At 64.7% G+C, this 19,241-nt stretch carries 21 protein-coding genes; 16 read left to right on the top strand and 5 right to left on the bottom strand.

Annotation, left to right across the window (positions count from 1 at the left end; genetic code table 11):
- The first annotated feature begins 18 nt into the window (after positions 1–18).
- The 15 genes from ATY02_RS04260 (at position 19) to ureC (ending at position 13,587) form a co-directional block, all read left to right on the top strand.
- Complete coding sequence (locus ATY02_RS04260) at positions 19–807, top strand: ABC transporter ATP-binding protein (protein WP_068577086.1); 789 nt, start codon at positions 19–21, stop codon at positions 805–807.
- A complete protein-coding gene (locus ATY02_RS04255; RefSeq protein WP_068577085.1) occupies positions 804–1,763 on the top strand; it encodes an ABC transporter substrate-binding protein in 960 nt (319 codons plus the stop codon). Before ATY02_RS04260 ends, ATY02_RS04255 begins: the two co-directional genes overlap by 4 nt.
- Positions 1,760–2,770 (top strand): FecCD family ABC transporter permease, encoded by a 1,011-nt coding sequence (locus ATY02_RS04250; protein ID WP_068577083.1) that lies wholly within the window; start codon positions 1,760–1,762, stop codon positions 2,768–2,770. The genes ATY02_RS04255 and ATY02_RS04250 overlap by 4 nt, the downstream gene beginning before the upstream one ends.
- A gap of 65 nt (positions 2,771–2,835) precedes the next feature.
- Positions 2,836–3,135 (top strand): hypothetical protein, encoded by a 300-nt coding sequence (locus ATY02_RS04245; RefSeq protein ID WP_068577081.1) that lies wholly within the window; start codon positions 2,836–2,838, stop codon positions 3,133–3,135.
- Positions 3,136–3,356: 221 nt separating this feature from the next.
- Positions 3,357–4,622, top strand: coding sequence for an urea ABC transporter substrate-binding protein (urtA, locus tag ATY02_RS04240; RefSeq protein ID WP_068577079.1), 1,266 nt, complete (start codon positions 3,357–3,359; stop codon positions 4,620–4,622).
- A 116-nt stretch (positions 4,623–4,738) separates the two neighbouring features.
- Complete coding sequence (urtB, locus tag ATY02_RS04235; protein WP_068577076.1) at positions 4,739–6,235, top strand: urea ABC transporter permease subunit UrtB; 1,497 nt, start codon at positions 4,739–4,741, stop codon at positions 6,233–6,235.
- Between the two features lie 129 nt (positions 6,236–6,364).
- Positions 6,365–7,444, top strand: coding sequence for an urea ABC transporter permease subunit UrtC (urtC, locus tag ATY02_RS04230; protein WP_068577073.1), 1,080 nt, complete (start codon positions 6,365–6,367; stop codon positions 7,442–7,444).
- A complete protein-coding gene (gene urtD, locus ATY02_RS04225) occupies positions 7,441–8,301 on the top strand; it encodes an urea ABC transporter ATP-binding protein UrtD (protein WP_068577071.1) in 861 nt (286 codons plus the stop codon). The genes urtC and urtD overlap by 4 nt, the downstream gene beginning before the upstream one ends.
- Before the next feature lie 163 nt (positions 8,302–8,464).
- Positions 8,465–9,163, top strand: a complete 699-nt coding sequence (urtE, locus tag ATY02_RS04220; RefSeq protein ID WP_068577069.1) for an urea ABC transporter ATP-binding subunit UrtE — start codon at positions 8,465–8,467, stop codon at positions 9,161–9,163.
- A 30-nt stretch (positions 9,164–9,193) separates the two neighbouring features.
- On the top strand, positions 9,194–10,033 hold the full coding sequence (locus ATY02_RS04215) for an urease accessory protein UreD (protein WP_068577067.1): 840 nt from the start codon (positions 9,194–9,196) through the stop codon (positions 10,031–10,033).
- A 43-nt stretch (positions 10,034–10,076) separates the two neighbouring features.
- Positions 10,077–10,379 (top strand): urease subunit gamma, encoded by a 303-nt coding sequence (locus ATY02_RS04210; protein ID WP_068577065.1) that lies wholly within the window; start codon positions 10,077–10,079, stop codon positions 10,377–10,379.
- Between the two features lie 9 nt (positions 10,380–10,388).
- A complete protein-coding gene (locus tag ATY02_RS04205; RefSeq protein ID WP_068577064.1) occupies positions 10,389–10,922 on the top strand; it encodes a GNAT family N-acetyltransferase in 534 nt (177 codons plus the stop codon).
- A 7-nt stretch (positions 10,923–10,929) separates the two neighbouring features.
- Positions 10,930–11,463 (top strand): GNAT family N-acetyltransferase, encoded by a 534-nt coding sequence (locus ATY02_RS04200; protein ID WP_068577062.1) that lies wholly within the window; start codon positions 10,930–10,932, stop codon positions 11,461–11,463.
- Positions 11,460–11,765, top strand: a complete 306-nt coding sequence (locus ATY02_RS04195) for an urease subunit beta (RefSeq protein ID WP_068577059.1) — start codon at positions 11,460–11,462, stop codon at positions 11,763–11,765. Before ATY02_RS04200 ends, ATY02_RS04195 begins: the two co-directional genes overlap by 4 nt.
- A gap of 121 nt (positions 11,766–11,886) precedes the next feature.
- Positions 11,887–13,587 carry an urease subunit alpha gene (ureC, locus tag ATY02_RS04190; protein WP_068577057.1) on the top strand — a complete coding sequence of 567 codons (1,701 nt, stop codon included), beginning with the start codon at positions 11,887–11,889 and terminating at the stop codon, positions 13,585–13,587.
- Between the two features lie 160 nt (positions 13,588–13,747).
- Here ureC and ATY02_RS04185 read toward each other — a convergent pair whose 3' ends face one another.
- Both ATY02_RS04185 and ATY02_RS04180 read right to left on the bottom strand, forming a co-directional pair.
- Positions 13,748–14,050: a chaperone modulator CbpM gene (locus ATY02_RS04185; protein WP_068577054.1), complete on the bottom strand. Its 303-nt coding sequence runs from the start codon at positions 14,048–14,050 to the stop codon at positions 13,748–13,750.
- A gap of 23 nt (positions 14,051–14,073) precedes the next feature.
- The gene (locus ATY02_RS04180) at positions 14,074–15,012 is read right to left on the bottom strand and encodes a DnaJ C-terminal domain-containing protein (RefSeq protein ID WP_068577051.1); all 939 of its coding nucleotides are present in this window, start codon (positions 15,010–15,012) and stop codon (positions 14,074–14,076) included.
- 299 nt (positions 15,013–15,311) lie between these two features.
- Here ATY02_RS04180 and ATY02_RS04175 point away from each other — a divergent pair, with 299 nt between their 5' ends.
- A complete protein-coding gene (locus ATY02_RS04175) occupies positions 15,312–16,577 on the top strand; it encodes an Hsp70 family protein (RefSeq protein WP_068577049.1) in 1,266 nt (421 codons plus the stop codon).
- A 96-nt stretch (positions 16,578–16,673) separates the two neighbouring features.
- On the opposite strand, the gene ATY02_RS04170 is transcribed toward ATY02_RS04175, so the two are convergent.
- The 3 genes from ATY02_RS04170 to ATY02_RS04160 form a co-directional block, all read right to left on the bottom strand.
- On the bottom strand, positions 16,674–17,684 hold the full coding sequence (locus ATY02_RS04170; RefSeq protein ID WP_068577047.1) for an AI-2E family transporter: 1,011 nt from the start codon (positions 17,682–17,684) through the stop codon (positions 16,674–16,676).
- A 338-nt stretch (positions 17,685–18,022) separates the two neighbouring features.
- Entirely contained in the window at positions 18,023–18,322 is a 300-nt protein-coding gene (locus ATY02_RS04165; RefSeq protein WP_068577044.1) for a PsiF family protein, read from the bottom strand.
- Between the two features lie 71 nt (positions 18,323–18,393).
- The gene (locus ATY02_RS04160) at positions 18,394–19,182 is read right to left on the bottom strand and encodes an AraC family transcriptional regulator (RefSeq protein WP_068577042.1); all 789 of its coding nucleotides are present in this window, start codon (positions 19,180–19,182) and stop codon (positions 18,394–18,396) included.
- Between the last annotated feature and the right edge of the window lie 59 nt (positions 19,183–19,241).

Here is a 19,241-nt window from a genome sequence, read left to right as displayed (position 1 = left end):
CAACCACACGGACAAGGCATGACCTCGCTGAACCTCCTCGACCTGGCCTGGAGCCCCCTGGGCCAGGGCCACTGCCACCACCAGTTCCAACTGCGTGAGGCCAACCTGCACGTGCAGGCCGGGGAGTTCGTCGGCCTGATCGGGCCCAATGGCAGCGGCAAGACCAGCCTGCTGCGCTGCGCCTATCGCTTCAGCAAGCCGCAGCAGGGCGAGGTGCAACTGGCCCACCAGAATGTCTGGAAGCAGTCGCCACGCTGGTGCGCACAACGCATCGCCGTGGTGCTCCAGGAGTTTCCCGATGCCTTCGGCCTCACCGTGCAGGAAGTGGTCGCCATGGGCCGCACCCCGCACAAGGGCCTGTTCGACGGCGACACCCGGCACGACCGCGCCATCGCCCGCGAGGCCCTGGAATCCGTGGGCCTGCTGGGCTTCGAGGAGCATGCCTTCGCGACCCTGTCGGGCGGGGAAAAGCAACGGGTGATCCTGGCCCGGGCCCTGGCCCAGCAACCGCAGTTGCTGATCCTCGACGAGCCGACCAACCACCTTGACCCGCGCTACCAGCTGGAACTGCTGCAACGGGTCAAGCGCCTGGGCATCGGCACCCTGGCCAGCATCCACGACCTGAACCTGGCCGCGGCCTTTTGCGACCGACTGTACGTCCTCGACCACGGACGCATCGTCGCCAGCGGCACTCCCGGCGAAGTGCTCACCGTCGAGTTGCTGCGCAACGTCTTCGGCGTCGAGGCGCTGATCGATGCCCACCCCCTGTCCGGCTACCCACGAATCACCTGGATCACCCAACCATGACCTTGCGCTCCCTGCTTCGCTCCAGCCTGCTCCTGGCCCTGTCACTGGGGGCCGCACAGGCCTTCGCCGAGGCCACCCGCTACCCATTGACCATCACCAGCTGCAACCGCGAAGTGACCTTCAAGCAAGCGCCCAAACACGCCCTGAGCCACGACATCAACATGACCCAGATGATGCTCGCCCTGGGCCTCAAGTCGCGCATGGTGGGCTACAGCGGCGTCAGTGGCTGGAAGGCCGTGACCCCACAGATGAGCGTCCTGCTGGACGGCCTGCCGGAACTGGCGGCCAAGTACCCGTCGGTGGAAACCCTGCTCAATGCCAACGTCGACTTCCTGTTCGCCGGCTGGGACTACGGCATGCGCGTGGGCGGCGACCTGACCCCGCAGACCCTGGCGCCCCTGGGCATCAATGTCTATGAGTTGACCGAGTCCTGCGCGTTCGTGATGAAGCGTCCGGCCGCCAGCCTCGACGACACCTACAACGACCTGCGCAACCTCGGCCGGATCTTCGACGTGCAGGATCGCGCCAATGCCCTGATCGCCCAGATGCAGGAGCAGGTGGCCCAGGTGCAACAGGACCTGCCCACGGACAAACCCCGGGTGTTCCTCTACGACAGCGGTGAAGACCGGGCCATGACCTCCGGCCGCCTGGGCATGCCCCAGGCGCTGATCGACGCCGCCGGCGGGCGCAACATCCTCGACGATGTCGAGGCCAGCTGGACCCGGGTCAACTGGGAGACCGTGGTGGAACGCAACCCGCAAGTGATCGTCATCGTCGACTACAGCGAAGTCACCGCCGAGCAAAAGCAGCGGTTCCTGCTGGACAACCCGGCGCTGCAAGGCGTCGACGCCATCAAGAACCAGCGCTTCATCGTCATCCCCTATGTGCAGGCCACCCCGGGCATCGACAACGTGCTGGCGGTGGAAACCCTGGCCAAGGGTTTCCACGGCGAATGACTACACGTCGCTACAGCTGGCTGCTTTTGACCCTCGCCGGCCTGCTCCTGGTCTCTTGCGTGCTGTCCCTGGGATTCGGCCCGGCGCGGGTGCCGGTGGACGTGGTGGGCCGGATCCTGCTGCACAAGACCCTGGGCCTGGGCGAGGTGGACTGGATCCCCGGCCAGGAACATATCGTCTGGCTGATCCGCGTGCCGCGCATGCTCCTGGGCGCGCTGGTAGGCGCCGGGCTGGCGCTGATCGGCGCGGTGCTGCAAGCGGTGACCCGCAACCCGCTGGCCGACCCGCACCTGCTGGGCGTCACCTCCGGCGCCACCCTGGGGGCGGTGATCGTGGTCCTGCACGTGGGGCAGGTCATCGGCCTGCTGACCCTGCCCCTGGCCGCCTTCATCGGCGCCGTGGCGAGCATGATCCTGGTGCTGGGCATCGCCGCCCGCAGCGGTCGCCTGGACAGCGACCGCCTGCTGCTGTGCGGGGTGGCGGTGTCGTTCGTGATGATGGCGGTGGCCAACCTGCTGCTGTTCATGGGCGACCACCGGGCCAGTTCGGCGGTGATGTTCTGGATGCTCGGCGGCCTGGGCCTGGCGCGCTGGGAGCTGCTGGCGATTCCCGCGATCAGCGTGCTCCTCGGGTTGCTGTTGCTGCTGGGCATGGCCCGGCCATTGAACGCCCTGATGGCCGGCGAGCAGACCGCCGTAACCCTGGGCCTGAACGCACGCAACGTGCGCCTGAAGGTATTCCTGATCGCCTCGCTGATGACCGGGGTGCTGGTGTCCATCAGCGGTTCCATCGGCTTCGTCGGGCTGATGGTGCCGCACATCGCCCGGCGCCTGGTGGGTGCCGAACACCGTCGGCTGCTGCCGGCCTGCGTGCTGCTGGGCAGCCTGTTCCTGGTGTGGGTGGACGTTGCCGCGCGAACCCTGATCGCCCCCGAGGACCTGCCCATCGGCGTGGCCACCGCGGCCATCGGCGGCTTGTTCTTCATCGGCCTGATGCGCCGACGCTGAATCATGCACCCCAAGGGATCGCGGTCATCTAGAATGCCTGCTCTTCAATTCTCAGGATGAGTTCCATGTTGAAAACCCTGTGCCTGTCCCTGCTGGTGCTTGGATCCAGCTGCGCACTCGCGGACACCAAGGTCGACGTTTCGAAGATTTACGGCAAGATCCAGTTCGTCACTTCTTATCCCGACTACAAGGTAAAGATCGATGACTCCTGGCCGGACCTGAAAGTGCAGAAGGTCAGTCAGTGGCCAGACTCAACGGGGAAATGGCAGATCGTTGATCAATACCCCGACTACAAGATTCAAATGGTCGACTCCTACCCTGACTTCACGATTCGCTACGTGGACTCCTGGCCTGGAGTGAACTGAGCCTTGCATATCGGTGCTGCCATCCCACGGCAGCACCACAATGACGCACGCCCCCGCACCACCCTCCGCCCCGCGTCCCCTTCTAGTGCGCAGCACTCGCGCGAAACCGCTTTAAAACAGCACTTGGCCGCCCGAACCCTACTGGGCACAACCCTTGCAAAACACCCTTCACTCGTTCGCATCTACCTCTTAAAAATCCAAGAGTTCACGGAGATCGCACAATGAAGCGTCGTAGCTTGCTCAAGGCTTTCACCCTCTCGACCGCTCTTGCCACCCTGGGCCTGACCTGGACCGCCCAGGCCGCCGAGACCATCAAGGTGGGCATCCTGCATTCGCTGTCGGGCACCATGGCGATCTCCGAGACCTCGCTCAAGGACATGGCCCTGATGACCATCGACGAGATCAACGCCAAGGGCGGAGTCAACGGCAAGCAACTGGAAGCGGTGGTGGTGGACCCCGCCTCCAACTGGCCGCTGTTCGCCGAGAAGGGCCGGCAGTTGCTGAGCCAGGACAAGGTGGCGGTGGTGTTCGGCTGCTGGACCTCGGTCTCGCGCAAATCGGTGCTGCCGGTGTTCGAGGAGCTCAATGGCCTCTTGTTCTACCCGGTGCAATACGAGGGCGAGGAAATGTCGCCCAATGTCTTCTACACCGGTGCCGCCCCCAACCAGCAGGCGATCCCGGCGGTGGAATACCTGATGAGCGAAGACGGCGGCAGCGCCAAGCGCTTCTTCCTGCTGGGCACCGACTACGTCTACCCACGCACCACCAACAAGATCCTGCGTTCGTTCCTGCACGCCAAGGGCGTGGCCGACAAGGACATCGAAGAGGTCTACACCCCGTTCGGCCACAGCGACTACCAGACCATCGTCGCCAACATCAAGAAGTTCGCCGCCGGCGGCAAGACTGCGGTGATCTCTACGGTCAACGGCGACTCCAACGTGCCCTTCTACAAGGAGTTGGCCAACCAGGGCCTGAAGGCCACCGAGGTGCCGGTGGTGGCCTTCTCGGTGGGCGAGGAAGAACTGCGCGGCATCGACACCAAGCCACTGGTGGGCAACCTCGCCGCCTGGAACTACTTCGAGTCGGTGGATAACCCGGTGAACCAGAAATTCGTCGCCGCCTGGAAGGCCTACGCCAAGGCCAAGAACCTGCCGGGAGCCGACAAGGCGGTGACCAACGACCCGATGGAAGCCACCTACGTGGGCATCCACATGTGGGCCCAGGCCGTGGAGAAGGCCAAGTCCACCGATGTCGACAAGGTCCGCGAGGCCCTGGCCGGTCAGACTTTCGCCGCGCCTTCGGGCTACACCCTGACCATGGACCCGAGCAACCACCACCTGCACAAGCCGGTGATGATCGGCGAGATCCAGCCCGACGGTCAGTTCAACGTGGTCTGGCAGACCGAAGGCCCGGTCCGCGCCCAACCCTGGAGCCCCTACATCCCGGGCAACGACAAGAAGCCGGACTACGCGGTGAAGAGCAACTGAGCAGCGTATCCATTCCCCTGTAGGAGCGAGCGGGCGGCGATCCGATCTGCCCGCGATGGCGGTGTTCCTGCTGCCCCGCTCCTACAAGGTTCTCTGTTGTATCCAAGGACGTGACCATGTCGCTTTATCGCCTGCTTATGGCCTGCCTCCTGCTGTTGCCGATCGCCGCCCATGCCGGTGACGCCGAAGACTTTGTCGCGGCCAATTTCAACCAGCAAGCGCAACTGCTGGAAGCCTGGGCCGCCCAGCCCGATCCGGCGCGCCTTGCCCTGCTCGGCAGCTTGCAACAAGGCCAACTGACACTGGACGGCCAGGCCAAGCCCCTGCGCTTGAACAACCGCCTGCGCGGTTTGATCGACACCGCCCTGGCCAGCCACCAGCTGCTGGCCGCTGACCCCGGCACCCGCCTGGCCGGCGCCCGGCAATTGCAGAAAAGCGCTAAACCGGCGCAGTTGAAGTTCCTCGACACACGGCTGGCCGCCGAGCGGGACCCCGACGTGCACGACGCCCTGAGCCTGGCCCTGGCCAACCTGCAATTGGTGGACAGCAACCCGGCCGTACGCCTGGCCGCAGTGCGCCTGCTGGGCGAGACCGGCGAGCCACTGGCCCGTACCCGTCTCGAAGGCCTGCTGGAAGCGGGGGCGGAGAGCGACGCCGGTGTGCGCACTGCCGCGCAAACCAGCCTGGCCCAGGTCAAGCGCAAGCTGCTGGTGGGCGAGGTGCTCGGCCAGGCCTTCAGCGGCCTGTCCCTGGGTTCGATCCTGCTGCTGGCGGCCCTGGGCCTGGCGATCACCTTCGGTCTCCTGGGGGTGATCAACATGGCCCACGGCGAGATGCTGATGCTCGGCGCCTACGCCACCTACGTGGTGCAATCGCTGTTGCAGCGCTACCTGCCCCAGGCCATGGAGTACTACCCATTGCTGGCCCTGCCGGTAGCGTTCCTGGTCACCGCCGGCATCGGCATGGCCCTGGAGCGCACGGTGATCCGCCATCTCTATGGCCGCCCGCTGGAGACCCTGCTGGCGACCTGGGGCATCAGCCTGATCTTGATCCAGTTGGTGCGCCTGCTGTTCGGCGCGCAGAACGTCGAAGTCGCAAACCCGGCCTGGCTCTCCGGCGGTATCCAGGTACTGCCCAACCTGGTGCTGCCCTACAACCGCCTGGCAATCATCGGTTTCGCCCTGGCCGTGGTGCTGCTGACCTGGCTGCTGCTGAACCGGACCCGGCTGGGGCTGAACGTGCGTGCGGTGACCCAGAACCGCAACATGGCGGCCTGCTGCGGGGTGCCCACCGGCCGGGTGGACATGCTCGCCTTCGGCCTGGGCTCGGGCATCGCCGGCCTGGGTGGCGTGGCCCTGAGCCAGATCGGCAACGTCGGCCCGGAGCTGGGCCAGGGCTACATCATCGACTCGTTCCTGGTGGTGGTGGCAGGCGGCGTCGGGCAACTGGCCGGCAGCATCCTGGCGGCCTTCGGCCTGGGAATCGCCAACAAGATCCTCGAACCGGCGATCGGCGCCGTGCTGGGCAAGATCCTGATCCTGGGGTTGATCATCCTGTTCATCCAGAAACGTCCACAGGGGCTCTTTGCGTTGAAAGGACGGGTGATCGACTAGACAGCAAATGCTCACGCCCATTGACGAACGCGCCGTCGCCTCGCTGGCGGCGGCCCCGAGAAGGAACACCACTATGCTTGCCAACAGCCCTAGCGAAACCGTCCGTACCACCGTCGCGAGCATGCCGCGATGAACCAGCCTCTGCTCATTACCGCCAGCCAGAAAGCCGGGCCCAGGGTCAGCATCGGTGTCGGTGCCCTGCTGCTCCTGGTGCTGCTGGCCCTGCCACTGCTGGCGCTGTTGCCGGCGGACAATCCACTGCATGTGTCGGCCTATACCCTGACCCTGGTGGGCAAGATCCTCTGCTACGCCGTGGTCGCCCTGGCCCTGGACCTGGTCTGGGGTTATGCCGGGCTACTGTCCCTGGGGCATGGCCTGTTCTTCGCCCTGGGTGGCTACGCCATGGGCATGTACCTGATGCGCCAGGCCGCGGGCGACGGCCTGCCAGCGTTCATGACCTTCTTGTCGTGGAGTGAGTTGCCCTGGTACTGGACCGGCACCGAGCACTTCCTCTGGGCCTTGTGCCTGGTGGTGCTGGCACCGGGGCTCTTGGCCCTGGTGTTCGGTTTCTTCGCCTTCCGCTCGCGAATCAAGGGCGTGTATTTCTCGATCATGACCCAGGCCCTGACCTTCGCCGCGATGCTGCTGTTCTTTCGCAACGAGACCGGTTTGGGCGGCAACAACGGCTTCACCAATTTCCGCAGCATCCTGGGCTTCGGCATCACCGAGCCCGGCACCCGGGCGGCGCTGTTCCTGGCCACGCTGGCGTTGCTGGTGGGCAGCCTGTACCTGGGCTGGCGCCTGTCGCGAAGCAAGTTCGGCCGGGTGCTGACGGCGCTGCGCGATGCCGAGAACCGCCTGATGTTCTGCGGTTACGATCCTCGCGGGTTCAAGCTTTTCGTCTGGGTCCTGAGTGCGGTGCTGTGCGGCCTGGCCGGGGCCCTGTACGTGCCCCAGGTGGGCATCATCAACCCCAGCGAGATGTCCCCGACCAACTCCATCGAGGCCGCCGTCTGGGTCGCCCTGGGCGGACGCGGCACGCTGATCGGCCCGCTGCTCGGCGCCGGCCTGGTCAATGGCATGAAGAGCTGGTTCACCGTGGCCTTCCCGGAATACTGGCTGTTCTTCCTGGGCGTGCTGTTCATCGTGGTGACCCTGTACCTGCCCAAAGGTGTGATCGGCCTGCTGAAGAAAAGCAGCGAATCATGAGAATCACAGCAACGGTGGACTGCATGCTCGAACCCATTCTCGACAGCAACAAGGATGCCGGCAGCAGCCGCGATGCCATCGGCCTCGGCCAGGCCACGGGCAAGGACCTGGATACCCGCCATGGCACCATCCTGACCCTGGAGGACATCAGCGTCAGCTTCGATGGCTTCAAGGCCCTCAACGACCTGAACCTATACATCGGCGTCGGCGAACTGCGCTGCATCATCGGCCCCAATGGCGCCGGCAAGACCACCCTGATGGACGTGATCACCGGCAAGACCCGCCCCACCCGGGGCAAGGCCTGGTTCGGCGAGACCCTGGACCTGACCCGCTTGAGCGAGGTGCAGATCGCCCAGGCCGGGATCGGCCGCAAATTCCAGAAGCCCACGGTGTTCGAGGCCCTGAGCGTGTTCGAAAACCTGGAACTGGCCTACCGCACCGACAAGTCGGTATGGGCCTGCCTCGGCGCGCGCCTGGGCAGCGAACAGCAAGATCGCATCGCCCAGGTGCTGGACACCATTCGCCTGGCCAGCTCGGCCCGACGCCCGGCCGGGTTGCTGTCCCACGGCCAGAAGCAGTTCCTGGAGATCGGCATGTTGCTGGTGCAGCAGCCGCAACTGCTGTTGCTCGACGAACCGGTGGCAGGCCTGACCGACGCCGAGACCGAGTTCACCGCCGAGCTGTTCAAGGGCCTGGCCGGCCAGCACTCGCTGATGGTGGTGGAGCACGACATGGGCTTCGTCGGCGCGATCGCCGACCACGTCACCGTGCTGCACCAAGGCAGCGTGCTGGCCGAAGGCTCCCTGGCGCAGGTGCAGGAAAACGAGCGGGTGATCGAGGTCTACCTCGGGAGATAGGCCCAGAGGCACGCTTCAAGCTTCAAGCTTCAAGCTTCAAGCAAGAAGCCAAAGCCAAAGCCAAAGCCAAAGCCAAAGCCAAAGCGCACACCGTCCCGCTCTTACTTGCAGCTTGCAGCTAACCGCTTGCATCTGCCGTTTTGCTACTGCCCGGAGGGCTTCCATGCTGCAAGTCGACAAGCTTCACCAGTACTACGGCGGTAGCCATATCCTGCGGGGCCTTTCGTTCGAGGCCAGGGTCGGCGAAGTCACTTGCCTGCTCGGGCGCAACGGGGTGGGCAAGACCACCTTGCTCAAATGCCTGATGGGCCTGCTGCCGGCCAGGGACGGTGCGGTTACCTGGGAAGGCCGGGCGATCACCGGCGACAAGCCGCACCAGCGGGTCCATGCCGGTATCGCCTACGTGCCCCAGGGCCGGGAGATTTTCGCCCGCCTGAGTGTCGAGGAGAACCTGCTGATGGGGCTTTCACGCTTCGCGGCGCACGAAGCCCGGGAGGTGCCGGCCTTTATCTACGAACTGTTCCCGGTGCTGCAGCAGATGAAGCAACGCCGGGGCGGCGATCTTTCCGGCGGCCAGCAGCAACAACTGGCCATCGGCCGAGCGCTGGCCAGCCGCCCGCGCTTGCTGATCCTCGATGAACCCACCGAAGGCATCCAGCCGTCGGTGATCAAGGAGATCGGCGCGGTGATCCGCCAACTGGCGGCCCGGGGCGACATGGCGATCCTGCTGGTGGAGCAGTTCTATGATTTTGCCGCCGAACTGGCGGACCACTACCTGGTGATGTCCCGCGGGGAAATCATCCAGCAAGGCCGGGGTGAAAATATGCAGGCCGACGGTGTACGCGGCCTGGTTACGATCTAATCTGTAGCCTCCTAACAATATCGATTGCCCATGAACTCACCTGCCGCCAACGCCCTGTTCACCCCCAGCTGGCACGCCGAGCTGGAGCTGGCCTATGCCTGCTCGGACAACGCCACGCGCCCGGTGCTGCGCCGCCACCAGGGCCCGCTGCGGGTGCAGAAGCACCTGTATGCCGAAGGCCCGCAGGTTTGCCAGCACATCATCGTCCACCCCCCGGGCGGCATTGCCGGCGGCGACCGCCTGGCCATCCGCGTCCGGGTGGATAGCGGCGCCTGGGCCCAGTTGACCAGCCCCGGGGCGGCCAAGTGGTACCGTGCCAACAGCCCTGCCAGCCAGGTCCTGGAACTTGCAGTGGCAAAAGGCGCGACCCTGGAATGGCTGCCCCAGGAAACCATTGTGTTCAGCGCGGCCCAGGCCGAACTGACCACCCGTATAGAACTGCACGGTGATGCCCGGTTGTTCTACTGGGACGTCGTCGCCCTCGGACGCCCGGCCAGCGGCGAGCGCTTCGCCCAGGGGCATTTGCGCGCCCATCTGGACATCCGCCGCGATGGCCGGCCGCTGTGGCACGAACGCCAACACATCCTGGGGGACGATGGCTTGCTGGAATCGCCCATTGGCCTGGATGGCCAGCCGGTATTCGCCACGTTGCTGGCCACCGGTGAAATCGACAGTGAACTGCTGGAGCGCTGTCGCGCCCTGGAACACCCGGTGCGCGGCGACCTGACCCAATTGCCCGGCCTGGTGCTGGCCCGCTGCCTGGCCAGCGAGGCCCTGCAGGCCAGGGCCTGGCTGATCGACCTATGGCACTTGCTACGCCCCGCCCTGCTGGGGCGCGCAGCGGTGCCGCCGAGGATCTGGACCACATGACCCGCCTGCTTTTTTCAAACTGCCCAACCACGGACTACCCACGATGGACCTGACCCCACGCGAAAAAGACAAGCTGTTGATCTTCACCGCCGGCCTGGTGGCCGAGCGGCGCCTGGCCCGTGGCCTCAAGCTCAACTATCCGGAGGCCATGGCCTACATTTCCGCCGCCCTGCTCGAAGGCGCCCGTGACGGCCAGAGCGTGGCCGAACTGATGCACTACGGCACGACCCTGCTCAGCCGCGAGCAGGTGATGGAAGGCATCCCGGAAATGATCCCGGACATCCAGGTGGAGGCCACCTTTGCCGACGGCACCAAGCTGGTCACCGTCCACCAACCCATCGCCTGAGGCTGGCGCATGACTTATCAGATCCGCGACGCAGTACACGCCGACCTGCCGGCGATCCGCGACATCTACAACGACGCCGTGCTCAATACCACGGCGATCTGGAACGACAACCCGGTGGACCTGGGCAACCGCCAGGCCTGGTTCAGCGCCCGCCAGGCCCAGGGCTATCCGATCCTGGTGGTCGTCGACCCCGAGGGGCAAGTGCTCGGCTACGCTTCCTTTGGCGACTGGCGCCCCTTCGATGGCTTTGCCCGCACCGTCGAACACTCGGTCTATGTACGCAGCGACCAGCGCGGCAATGGCCTGGGTCCACAATTGATGGAAGTGCTGCTCGAACGAGCCCGCGCCTGCCACAAACACGTGATGGTGGCCGCCATCGAAAGCGGCAACGGCGCCTCGATCCGCCTGCATCAACGCCTGGGATTCGTCACCACCGGGCAGATGCCCCAGGTGGGCACCAAGTTCGGGCGCTGGCTGGACTTGACCTTCATGCAACTGATGCTCAACCCCGGGGCGCAACCACCGGCTCCGCACAAGGAGTGACACTTCGATGAACGCCGCCCAACTGCGACGGGTCCATGTAGAGAGCTTTGCCCACTACCGCCAGGGCTTGATCGACCTATTGTTCGATTCGGTGCACCACGGCGCCTCCATTGGCTTCATGGCCGACCTGGACGACAGCCAGGCCCAGGCCTATATCGCCAGCGTGCAGGCCGGCGTCGAGGACGGCAGCCTGTTGCTGTGGGTGGTGGTCGATGAGGAAAAGGTCCTGGCCAGCGTGCAACTGGCGCTGTGCATGAAGGCCAACGGGCGTAACCGCGCCGAGGTGCAAAAGCTCCAGGTGCTGCACAGTGCCCGGCGCCGGGGCCTGGGCCAGCAATTGATGAACGTCCTGGAGCAGGCCGCGCACCATCTCAAGCGTGGCCTGCTGTACCTGGATACCGAGGCGGGCTCGCCCGCCGAAGAGTTCTACCGGGCCCTGGGCTACACCCGGGTCGGTGAATTGCCCAACTACTGCCAGGGCCCGGATGGCCGCTACAGCCCCACCGCCATCTACTTCAAGACCCTGGAGCAACCCCAATGATCCCCGGCCAGTACCAGATCCAGCCCGGCGACATCGAACTCAATGCCGGACGCCGTACCCTGACCCTGAGCGTGGCCAACAGCGGAGACCGGCCGATCCAGGTCGGTTCCCACTATCACTTTTTCGAAACCAACGACGCCCTGGTCTTCGACCGTGCCGCCAGCCGCGGCATGCGCCTGAACATCGCGGCCGGCACCGCGGTGCGCTTCGAACCGGGGCAGACCCGGGAAGTCGAGCTTGTCGATCTGGCTGGGTTGCGGCGAATTTACGGGTTCGCGGGACGAATCATGGGCGATCTTTAAAGATCAGCCTCAAGCTGCGAGCCACAAGCTGCAAGAAAGAGCAGTGCGGTGGCTCTGGGCGGCTTTCTTTTACTTGTAGCTTGCAGCTTATGGCTTGCAGCTCTGTTCCGAGGAACGAGGAATGCGCATTTCCCGCGAGGCTTATGCCGACATGTTCGGCCCCACGGTGGGCGACAAGGTCCGACTGGCCGATACCGAGCTGTGGATCGAGGTAGAGAAGGACTTCACCACCTACGGTGAAGAAGTGAAGTTCGGCGGCGGCAAGGTGATCCGCGACGGCATGGGCCAGGGCCAGTTGCTGGCGGCCGAGGTGGTGGACACCCTGATCACCAACGCCCTGATCATCGACCACTGGGGCATCGTCAAGGCCGACGTCGGCTTGAAGGATGGGCGTATCGCGGCCATCGGCAAGGCCGGCAACCCGGATATCCAGCCCGACGTGACCATCGCCATTGGCGCCAGCACCGAGGTGATCGCCGGCGAAGGCATGCTGCTCACCGCTGGCGGCATCGATACCCATATCCACTTCATCTGCCCGCAACAGATCGAAGAAGCGCTGATGAGCGGCGTCACCACCATGATCGGCGGCGGCACCGGGCCCGCCACCGGGACCAACGCCACCACCTGCACCCCAGGCCCCTGGCACATGGCGCGCATGCTCCAGGCTGCCGACGCCTTCCCCATGAACATCGGCTTCACCGGCAAGGGCAACGCCAGCCTGCCGGGACCGCTGGTGGAACAGGTACGAGCCGGGGCCATCGGCCTCAAGCTGCACGAAGACTGGGGCAGCACCCCGGCCAGCATCGACAACTGCCTGAGCGTGGCCGACGAATACGATGTGCAAGTGGCGATCCACACCGACACCCTGAACGAGTCGGGCTTCGTCGAGACCACCCTCGGTGCGTTCAAGGGTCGCACCATCCATACCTACCACACCGAAGGTGCCGGTGGCGGCCATGCGCCGGACATCATCAAGGCCTGCGGTTTTTCCAACGTGCTGCCCAGCTCCACCAACCCGACCCGGCCCTTCACTCGCAACACCATCGACGAACACCTGGACATGCTCATGGTCTGCCATCACCTGGACCCGAGCATCGCCGAGGACGTGGCCTTTGCCGAAAGCCGTATCCGCCGAGAGACCATCGCCGCCGAAGACATCCTCCACGACCTGGGGGCGTTCTCGATGATCAGCTCCGACAGCCAGGCCATGGGCCGGGTCGGCGAAGTGCTGACCCGCACCTGGCAGACCGCCGACAAGATGCTGCGCCAACGCGGGCCATTGCCGGGGGACGGACCGGGCAACAGCAACTTCCGGGTCAAGCGCTACATCGCCAAGTACACCATCAACCCGGCCATCACCCACGGCATCAGCCATGAGGTGGGTTCCATCGAAGTGGGCAAGTGGGCCGACCTGGTGCTCTGGCGCCCGGCGTTCTTCGGGGTCAAGCCGAGCCTGATCCTCAAGGGCGGAGCCATCGCCGCCAGCCTGATGGGCGATGCCAACGCTTCGATCCCGACTCCCCAGCCGGTGCACTACCGGCCGATGTTCGCCAGCTTCGCCGGCAGCCGCCATGCCACCAGCCTGACCTTCATCAGCCAGGCGGCGCTGGACGCCGGGGTGCCGGAGCAGTTGGGGTTGAAGAAGCGCATCGCGGTGGCCAAGGGCTGTCGCAGCGTGCGCAAGGGCGACCTGATCCACAACGACTACCTGCCGAACATCGAGGTCGATCCACAGACCTACCAGGTCAAGGCCGATGGCGTGCTGCTGTGGTGCGAACCGGCGGATGTACTGCCCATGGCCCAGCGCTACTTCCTGTTCTAGCCGCTGTCGGGCGCAGCGCCCGCATAAGGAGGATTTACGAGGATCGGAACTGTACGCAGCGCCCGCACTTGCGCCGAATCGACGAGGACTGCGTCCTGGGTCGCCGCTTCGCTGGCGCTCAGCAGCGGCGACAACATTCGGCAGATACGGCCGGGGCCGGTCAATCCACCAGCAGGCGGCCCAGGCGTTGCCTGAGCATCTGGTTTTCGGAGCGCAGTTGCTGCACTTCGTCGAGCAGGTCCAGCGCCAGGGCCACGCCTTCCCACTCCAGGTCCAGCTCGCGGTGCAACTTCGCCGCGCGCTTGGCCAATGACAATTCCTGATCGTTGAATCGCCACTCCCTGGGCGCCCGCCCCTGAGGTTCGAGGATGCCGTGTTCGACGATTTCGATCACGTAGGCCGCCGACAGGTCGGCCACTTCACAGAATTCTTCCATGTCCAGCTGAACGATCAGGGTGCTCATGGTCAGCGCCTCCTAGTGTCGAATCAGAAATGTTCCCGTGGGTCGAACGCCGCCTTCTTCGCCAACTCCTGCCACAAGGCCTTGGCCTCGTCGCTGGTGTGCTTGGGCATCACCGCCTTGAGCTGCACGAACAGGTAGCCGCGCTGGCCGGCCTTGTTCAGCAGGCCATGGCCCTTGGCGCGCATGCGCTGGCCGTTCTGGCTGCCGGCAGGCACCTTGAGATTGATCTTGCCGGTCAGGGTCGGCACCGCGACCTCAGTGCCCAGCGCCAGCTCCCAGGGTGCCAGCGGCAGGGTAATGATCAGGTTCTCGCCCTCGACATCGAATTTCGGATGGGGCGCGAAACGAATGGTCAGGTACAAGTCGCCATTGGCACCGCCACCAACCCCTGGAGCCCCCTGGCCCTTGAGGCGGATACGCTCGCCATCGGTGACCCCGGCCGGAATCTTCACGTTCAGGCTCTTGCTGGTATTGCTCACATGCTGGCCGGACGCGTTGTACTGTGGCACCTGGAAACTGATCTTCTTGGACTCGGTCGAGAGGGTTTCTTCGAGAAAGATCGGCAGTTCCATTTCCACATCCTGTCCGCGACGGCCGCTGCTGCGACGCTGTTCCGGGCCGCCGAATCCTGGCCCCCGGTTACCAAAGATCGAACTGAAGAAGTCCGAGAAATCCCCACCGCCACCGCCGCCGAAACCACCACGGCTCTGCCAGCCCGGCGGTCCCTGGAACGGCTGGCCATGCTGGCCATACTTGCGCAGGTCGTCGTACTCGGCGCGCTTGTCGGCGCTCTTGAGCGCTTCGTAGGCTTCCGAGGCGTCCTTGAACTTGGCCTCGGCATCCTTTTCCTTACTGACGTCGGGGTGGTATTTGCGCGCCAGCTTGCGATAGGCGGCCTTGATCGCCTTGTCGTCCGCTGTCGGCTCCACGCCGAGAATCTTGTAATAGTCTTTGAAGTCCATCGAGGGAATCACCATCCGTTATCGAAGTCGCGCGGCGTGCAGCACAGCTGGCCCGGTCTGGCAGCATGAGAATCGACCCGTCTCGATTCTCTGACTGAACGGCGCATCAGAAGTTTATCGGCAGCCGCCGGCGGATCTTGCGACTCCTTGTGGCTACCAGGCTCATGCCAGCAAGTTTGGGGGTCAAGGATAGTCTTTCAAGGCAGCCCCGGGGGCGAATTAGCAGATATCCGGCCTTTGCAACGGCGGGCGACTGGCGTACGCTGCGCGGCCGTTTTTTTGACCGGAACTGGAAAGACATGAACAACGCCTCCCCGGCCCGCGGCTGCGGCATCGACTTCGGCACCTCCAACTCCACCGTCGGCTGGCTGCGCCCCGGGCAGGAGACGCTGATCGCCCTGGAGGACGACAAGATCACCCTGCCGTCGGTGGTGTTCTTCAACATCGAGGAACGTCGTCCGGTCTATGGCCGCCTGGCGCTGCACGAGTACCTGGAAGGCTACGAAGGCCGCCTGATGCGCTCGCTGAAAAGCCTGCTGGGCTCCAAGCTGATCAAGCACGACACCAGCGTGCTGGGCACGGCCATGCCGTTCAAGGATCTCCTGGGACTGTTCATCGGCCAGCTCAAGAGCCGCGCCGAAGCCACCGCCGGTCGGGAATTCACCGAAGTGGTGCTGGGCCGCCCGGTGTTCTTCGTCGATGACGATGCCGCCGCCGACCAGGAAGCCGAAGACACCCTGGTGGAAGTGGCGCGCAAGATCGGCTTCAAGGACGTGTCCTTCCAGTACGAACCCATCGCCGCGGCCTTCGACTACGAGTCCAGCATCGAGCGCGAGGAGCTGGTGCTGATCGTCGACATCGGCGGTGGTACCTCGGACTTCTCCCTGGTGCGCCTGTCCCCCGAGCGCCGTGGCGTCGACAACCGCCACGACGACATCCTCGCCACCGGCGGCGTGCATGTGGGCGGTACCGACTTCGACAAGCAACTGTCCCTGGCCGGGGTGATGCCGTTGTTCGGTTATGGCAGCCGCATGAAAAGCGGCGCCTACATGCCCACCAGCCACCACATGAACCTGGCGACCTGGCACACCATCAACTCGGTGTATTCGCAAAAGTCGCAGCTGGCCTTGGGCAGCATGCGCTATGACATCGAGGACACTGGCGGCATCGACCGGCTGTTCAAGCTGATCGAGCAGCGCGCCGGCCACTGGCTGGCCATGGAAGTGGAAGAAACCAAGATCCAGCTGACCCACGCCGACAACCGCCTGGTGCCCCTGGACCGCATCGAGCGCGACCTGAGCGTCGACCTGACCCGGGCCCTGTTCGAATCGTCCATCGACAACCTGCTGGAGCGCATCCGCACCAGCGTCACCCAGCTGCTCGGCGATGCCAATGTCAGCGTGGGCCAGGTCGACACGGTGTTCTTCACCGGTGGTTCCAGCGGTATTCCAGCCCTGCGCCAGAGCGTGGCGGCCATGCTACCCAATGCCCGGCATGTGGAAGGCAACATCTTCGGCAGCATCGGCAGCGGCCTGGCGATCGAGGCCAAGAAGCGCTACGGGTAAAGGCAGCGGCAAGCTTCAAGCCGCAAGCCACAAGTAGAAGCAGGAGCGGATCGGCTTTAGCTTGCGACTTGAAGCTTGCGGCTTGTGGCTGCCGTCCTAAACCAGGCCCACCTGCTTCAATTCGCTTTTCAGGTAGGCGTAGTAGATCGGCCCTGCCACCACCCCCGGCAGGCCGAACGCCGCTTCGAACACCAGCATCGCCAGCAGCAGCTCCCAGGACTTGGCGCTGATCTGCCCACCGACGATCCGTGCGTTGAGGAAGTATTCCAACTTGTGGATCACGATCAGGTAGCCCAGGGCCGCCACCGCCACCCAGATCGACAGCGACAGCCCGACGATGGTGATCAGGGTGTTGGAGATCAGGTTGCCGATCACCGGCAGCAGCCCCAGCAGGAAGGTCAGCACGATCAGGGTCTTGGTCAGCGGCAGCTTGACCCCGAACATCGGCAGCACCAGGGCCAGGAAGATCCCGGTGAAGAAGGTGTTGAGCAGGGAAATCTTGATCTGCGCGAAGACGATGTTGCGAAACGCCTGGACCAACAGGTGCAGGCGGTCGAACAGGGCCGCCGCCAGGGGCTTGCGCTTGGTCAGGTCGGGGATGCGCTGCAAGGCGATGATCGCCCCCAGCACCATGCCGATCAGCAGCGTCACGAACATGTGCGCGGCGTCCTTGCCCACCAGTTGCAACTCGCTCAGGTGCTTGCTGGCCCAGGCGCCGATGGCCGCCTGGAACTCGGCAGCGCTAGCCGGCAGGTAGGAGTCGAGGAATGGCGGCAGTTGGCCCCGGGCCTTGTCCACCACCAGCATGAACTTGCCCAGCGAAGCACCGGGATTCTCCGCCTCATGCAACAGGAAACTGATGGCTCCGGCGAACAGCAGGGTCAGCAGGCTGACCACCAGGGTGCCGAGCAGGGCCACCGCCAGCCAACGCGCGCGCCGGCCCTCGATCAGCCGCTGCAGTTGCGGGGTCAGCATGTTCACCAGTTCGAACACCAGCAGGCCCGCCAGCAGGCTGGGCAACAGCCGCAACGGCAGGGCCAGCAACAGGCCGCCAAAGATAATGATCCAACTGATGAACAACAGGTGACGCTGTGAAAACGCTGGCATATAGCCTCAAGACAAACAGCGGGAAAAGATCGGCAGTCTGCCAGCCTTCCCCCCTCAGGAATAGTGGCAAGCACCCCAGGGGCAAGGGCTTGCATGGGTACTAGAGTGGTGTGGTAGGCGAAGGTTCAGTCGGCTTGGCCAGGGGCGGTGGGTACCTGGGCAGCGCCATGGACGAGGGTCCTGCCAGCCTTCACGGGAGAGCCGCGCAGCGCGCATGCGGGCCTGTCCAGGTCGGCATGCGTTCATGCCCGTGAACGACAGGCAACGGACGACCGCCCTGTCGAACAGGGGCCAGGGGCGAAGCCATTGCTCGGCACCCTGCCCCTATCGATCCGTGCTTACTTTTTCTTCAGGCAATCGCTCATGAACGCCTTGCGTGCATCACCCTTGAGCGTCTTGGCCGTGGCGTCGGCGTTGCAGGTCTTCATTCTTTCCTGAGGCGTGGAAGGCGTCGCGGCAGCGGCCGGGGCAGCCTTGAGGCAGGTGCTCATGAAGGCCTTGCGCTCGTCGCCCTTGAGGCTCTTGGTCGTGGCCTCGGCATTGCAGGTGGTCATCTTGTTCTGCTGGGCGGTGGCGGCAAAACCCTGGGAGCAGAGCAGCAGGCCGACCATCAGCAAAGGAATACGCAGCATCTTCATGGAGTTTTCTCCTTGTCACCGCACCGAAGGGCACGGCCTCCAGCGCAGTGTAGACAAAGCCTGTTACACCTTCACCTGTTCTGCAGGCCGGCCCGACGGTACTGCTCGGGAGTGCAACCGGCCTGGCGCTGGAACATGGCGATGAACGCCGAGGCCGTGCTGTAGCCCATGTCGAAGGCAATCTCCTGGACGCTGCGCGTACTCTCCAGGGCCTGGATCGAGGCGAGGAAGCGCTGGCGCTGGCGCCATTGCCCAAAACTCATGCCCAACTCGCGGACGAACTGCCGGGCCAGGGTTCGCTCGCTGACATGGGCTTGTTGCGCCCAGTGGGCCAGAGGTTGGTCGTTGCCGGGCTCGGCCTGCAGCGCCTGGAGCACCCGCAGCAGGTCGGGGCTGCTGGCGTAGGGCAGGTAGCAGGTATGCACCGGGGCCTGGCGCAACTGGTCCAGCAGCACCTGGGCCAGGCGCTGGTCGGCTTCGCCCTCGGGGATCTGTACATCCCGCGCGGCGAAGTCCTTGAGGATCGCCTTGAGAATCTCGCTGATGCTCAGGGTACAGCCCTGTTGTGGCAGATCGCGGCACAGCTCCGGCGCCAGCAGTACCGCCCGGTAGTTGATCGGCTGGCTGGTGTAGAAACTGTGGGCGGTGTGCGGCGGCACCCAGACGGCGTACTGCGGCGGCGACATGAAGCGCCGGCCGGCGATCTCCATGTGCATCACACCGTGGGCCGAGTATTCCAGGCAACCCCAGGGATGACGGTGCTCCAGGGCGTGGCTGTGGGCGGCGAAGTCGGCATAGCGGAAATACACCGGCGCGGGCAGGCCGTGGAAATCCAGCAGGTCGATGTGTTTTTTACTCATGCTGTCCGGATGCAGGGGCGGGTTGTCCGGTTCGCAGTATAGGCCTTGATCCGGACAAG

The sequence above is a fragment of the Pseudomonas sp. BIOMIG1BAC genome (genome assembly GCF_001705995.2).
Lineage (GTDB): Bacteria > Pseudomonadota > Gammaproteobacteria > Pseudomonadales > Pseudomonadaceae > Aquipseudomonas > Aquipseudomonas sessilinigenes.
The sequence above is the reverse complement of the archived record's forward strand: the minus strand, read 5'-3'. Positions and strand labels throughout refer to the sequence as shown.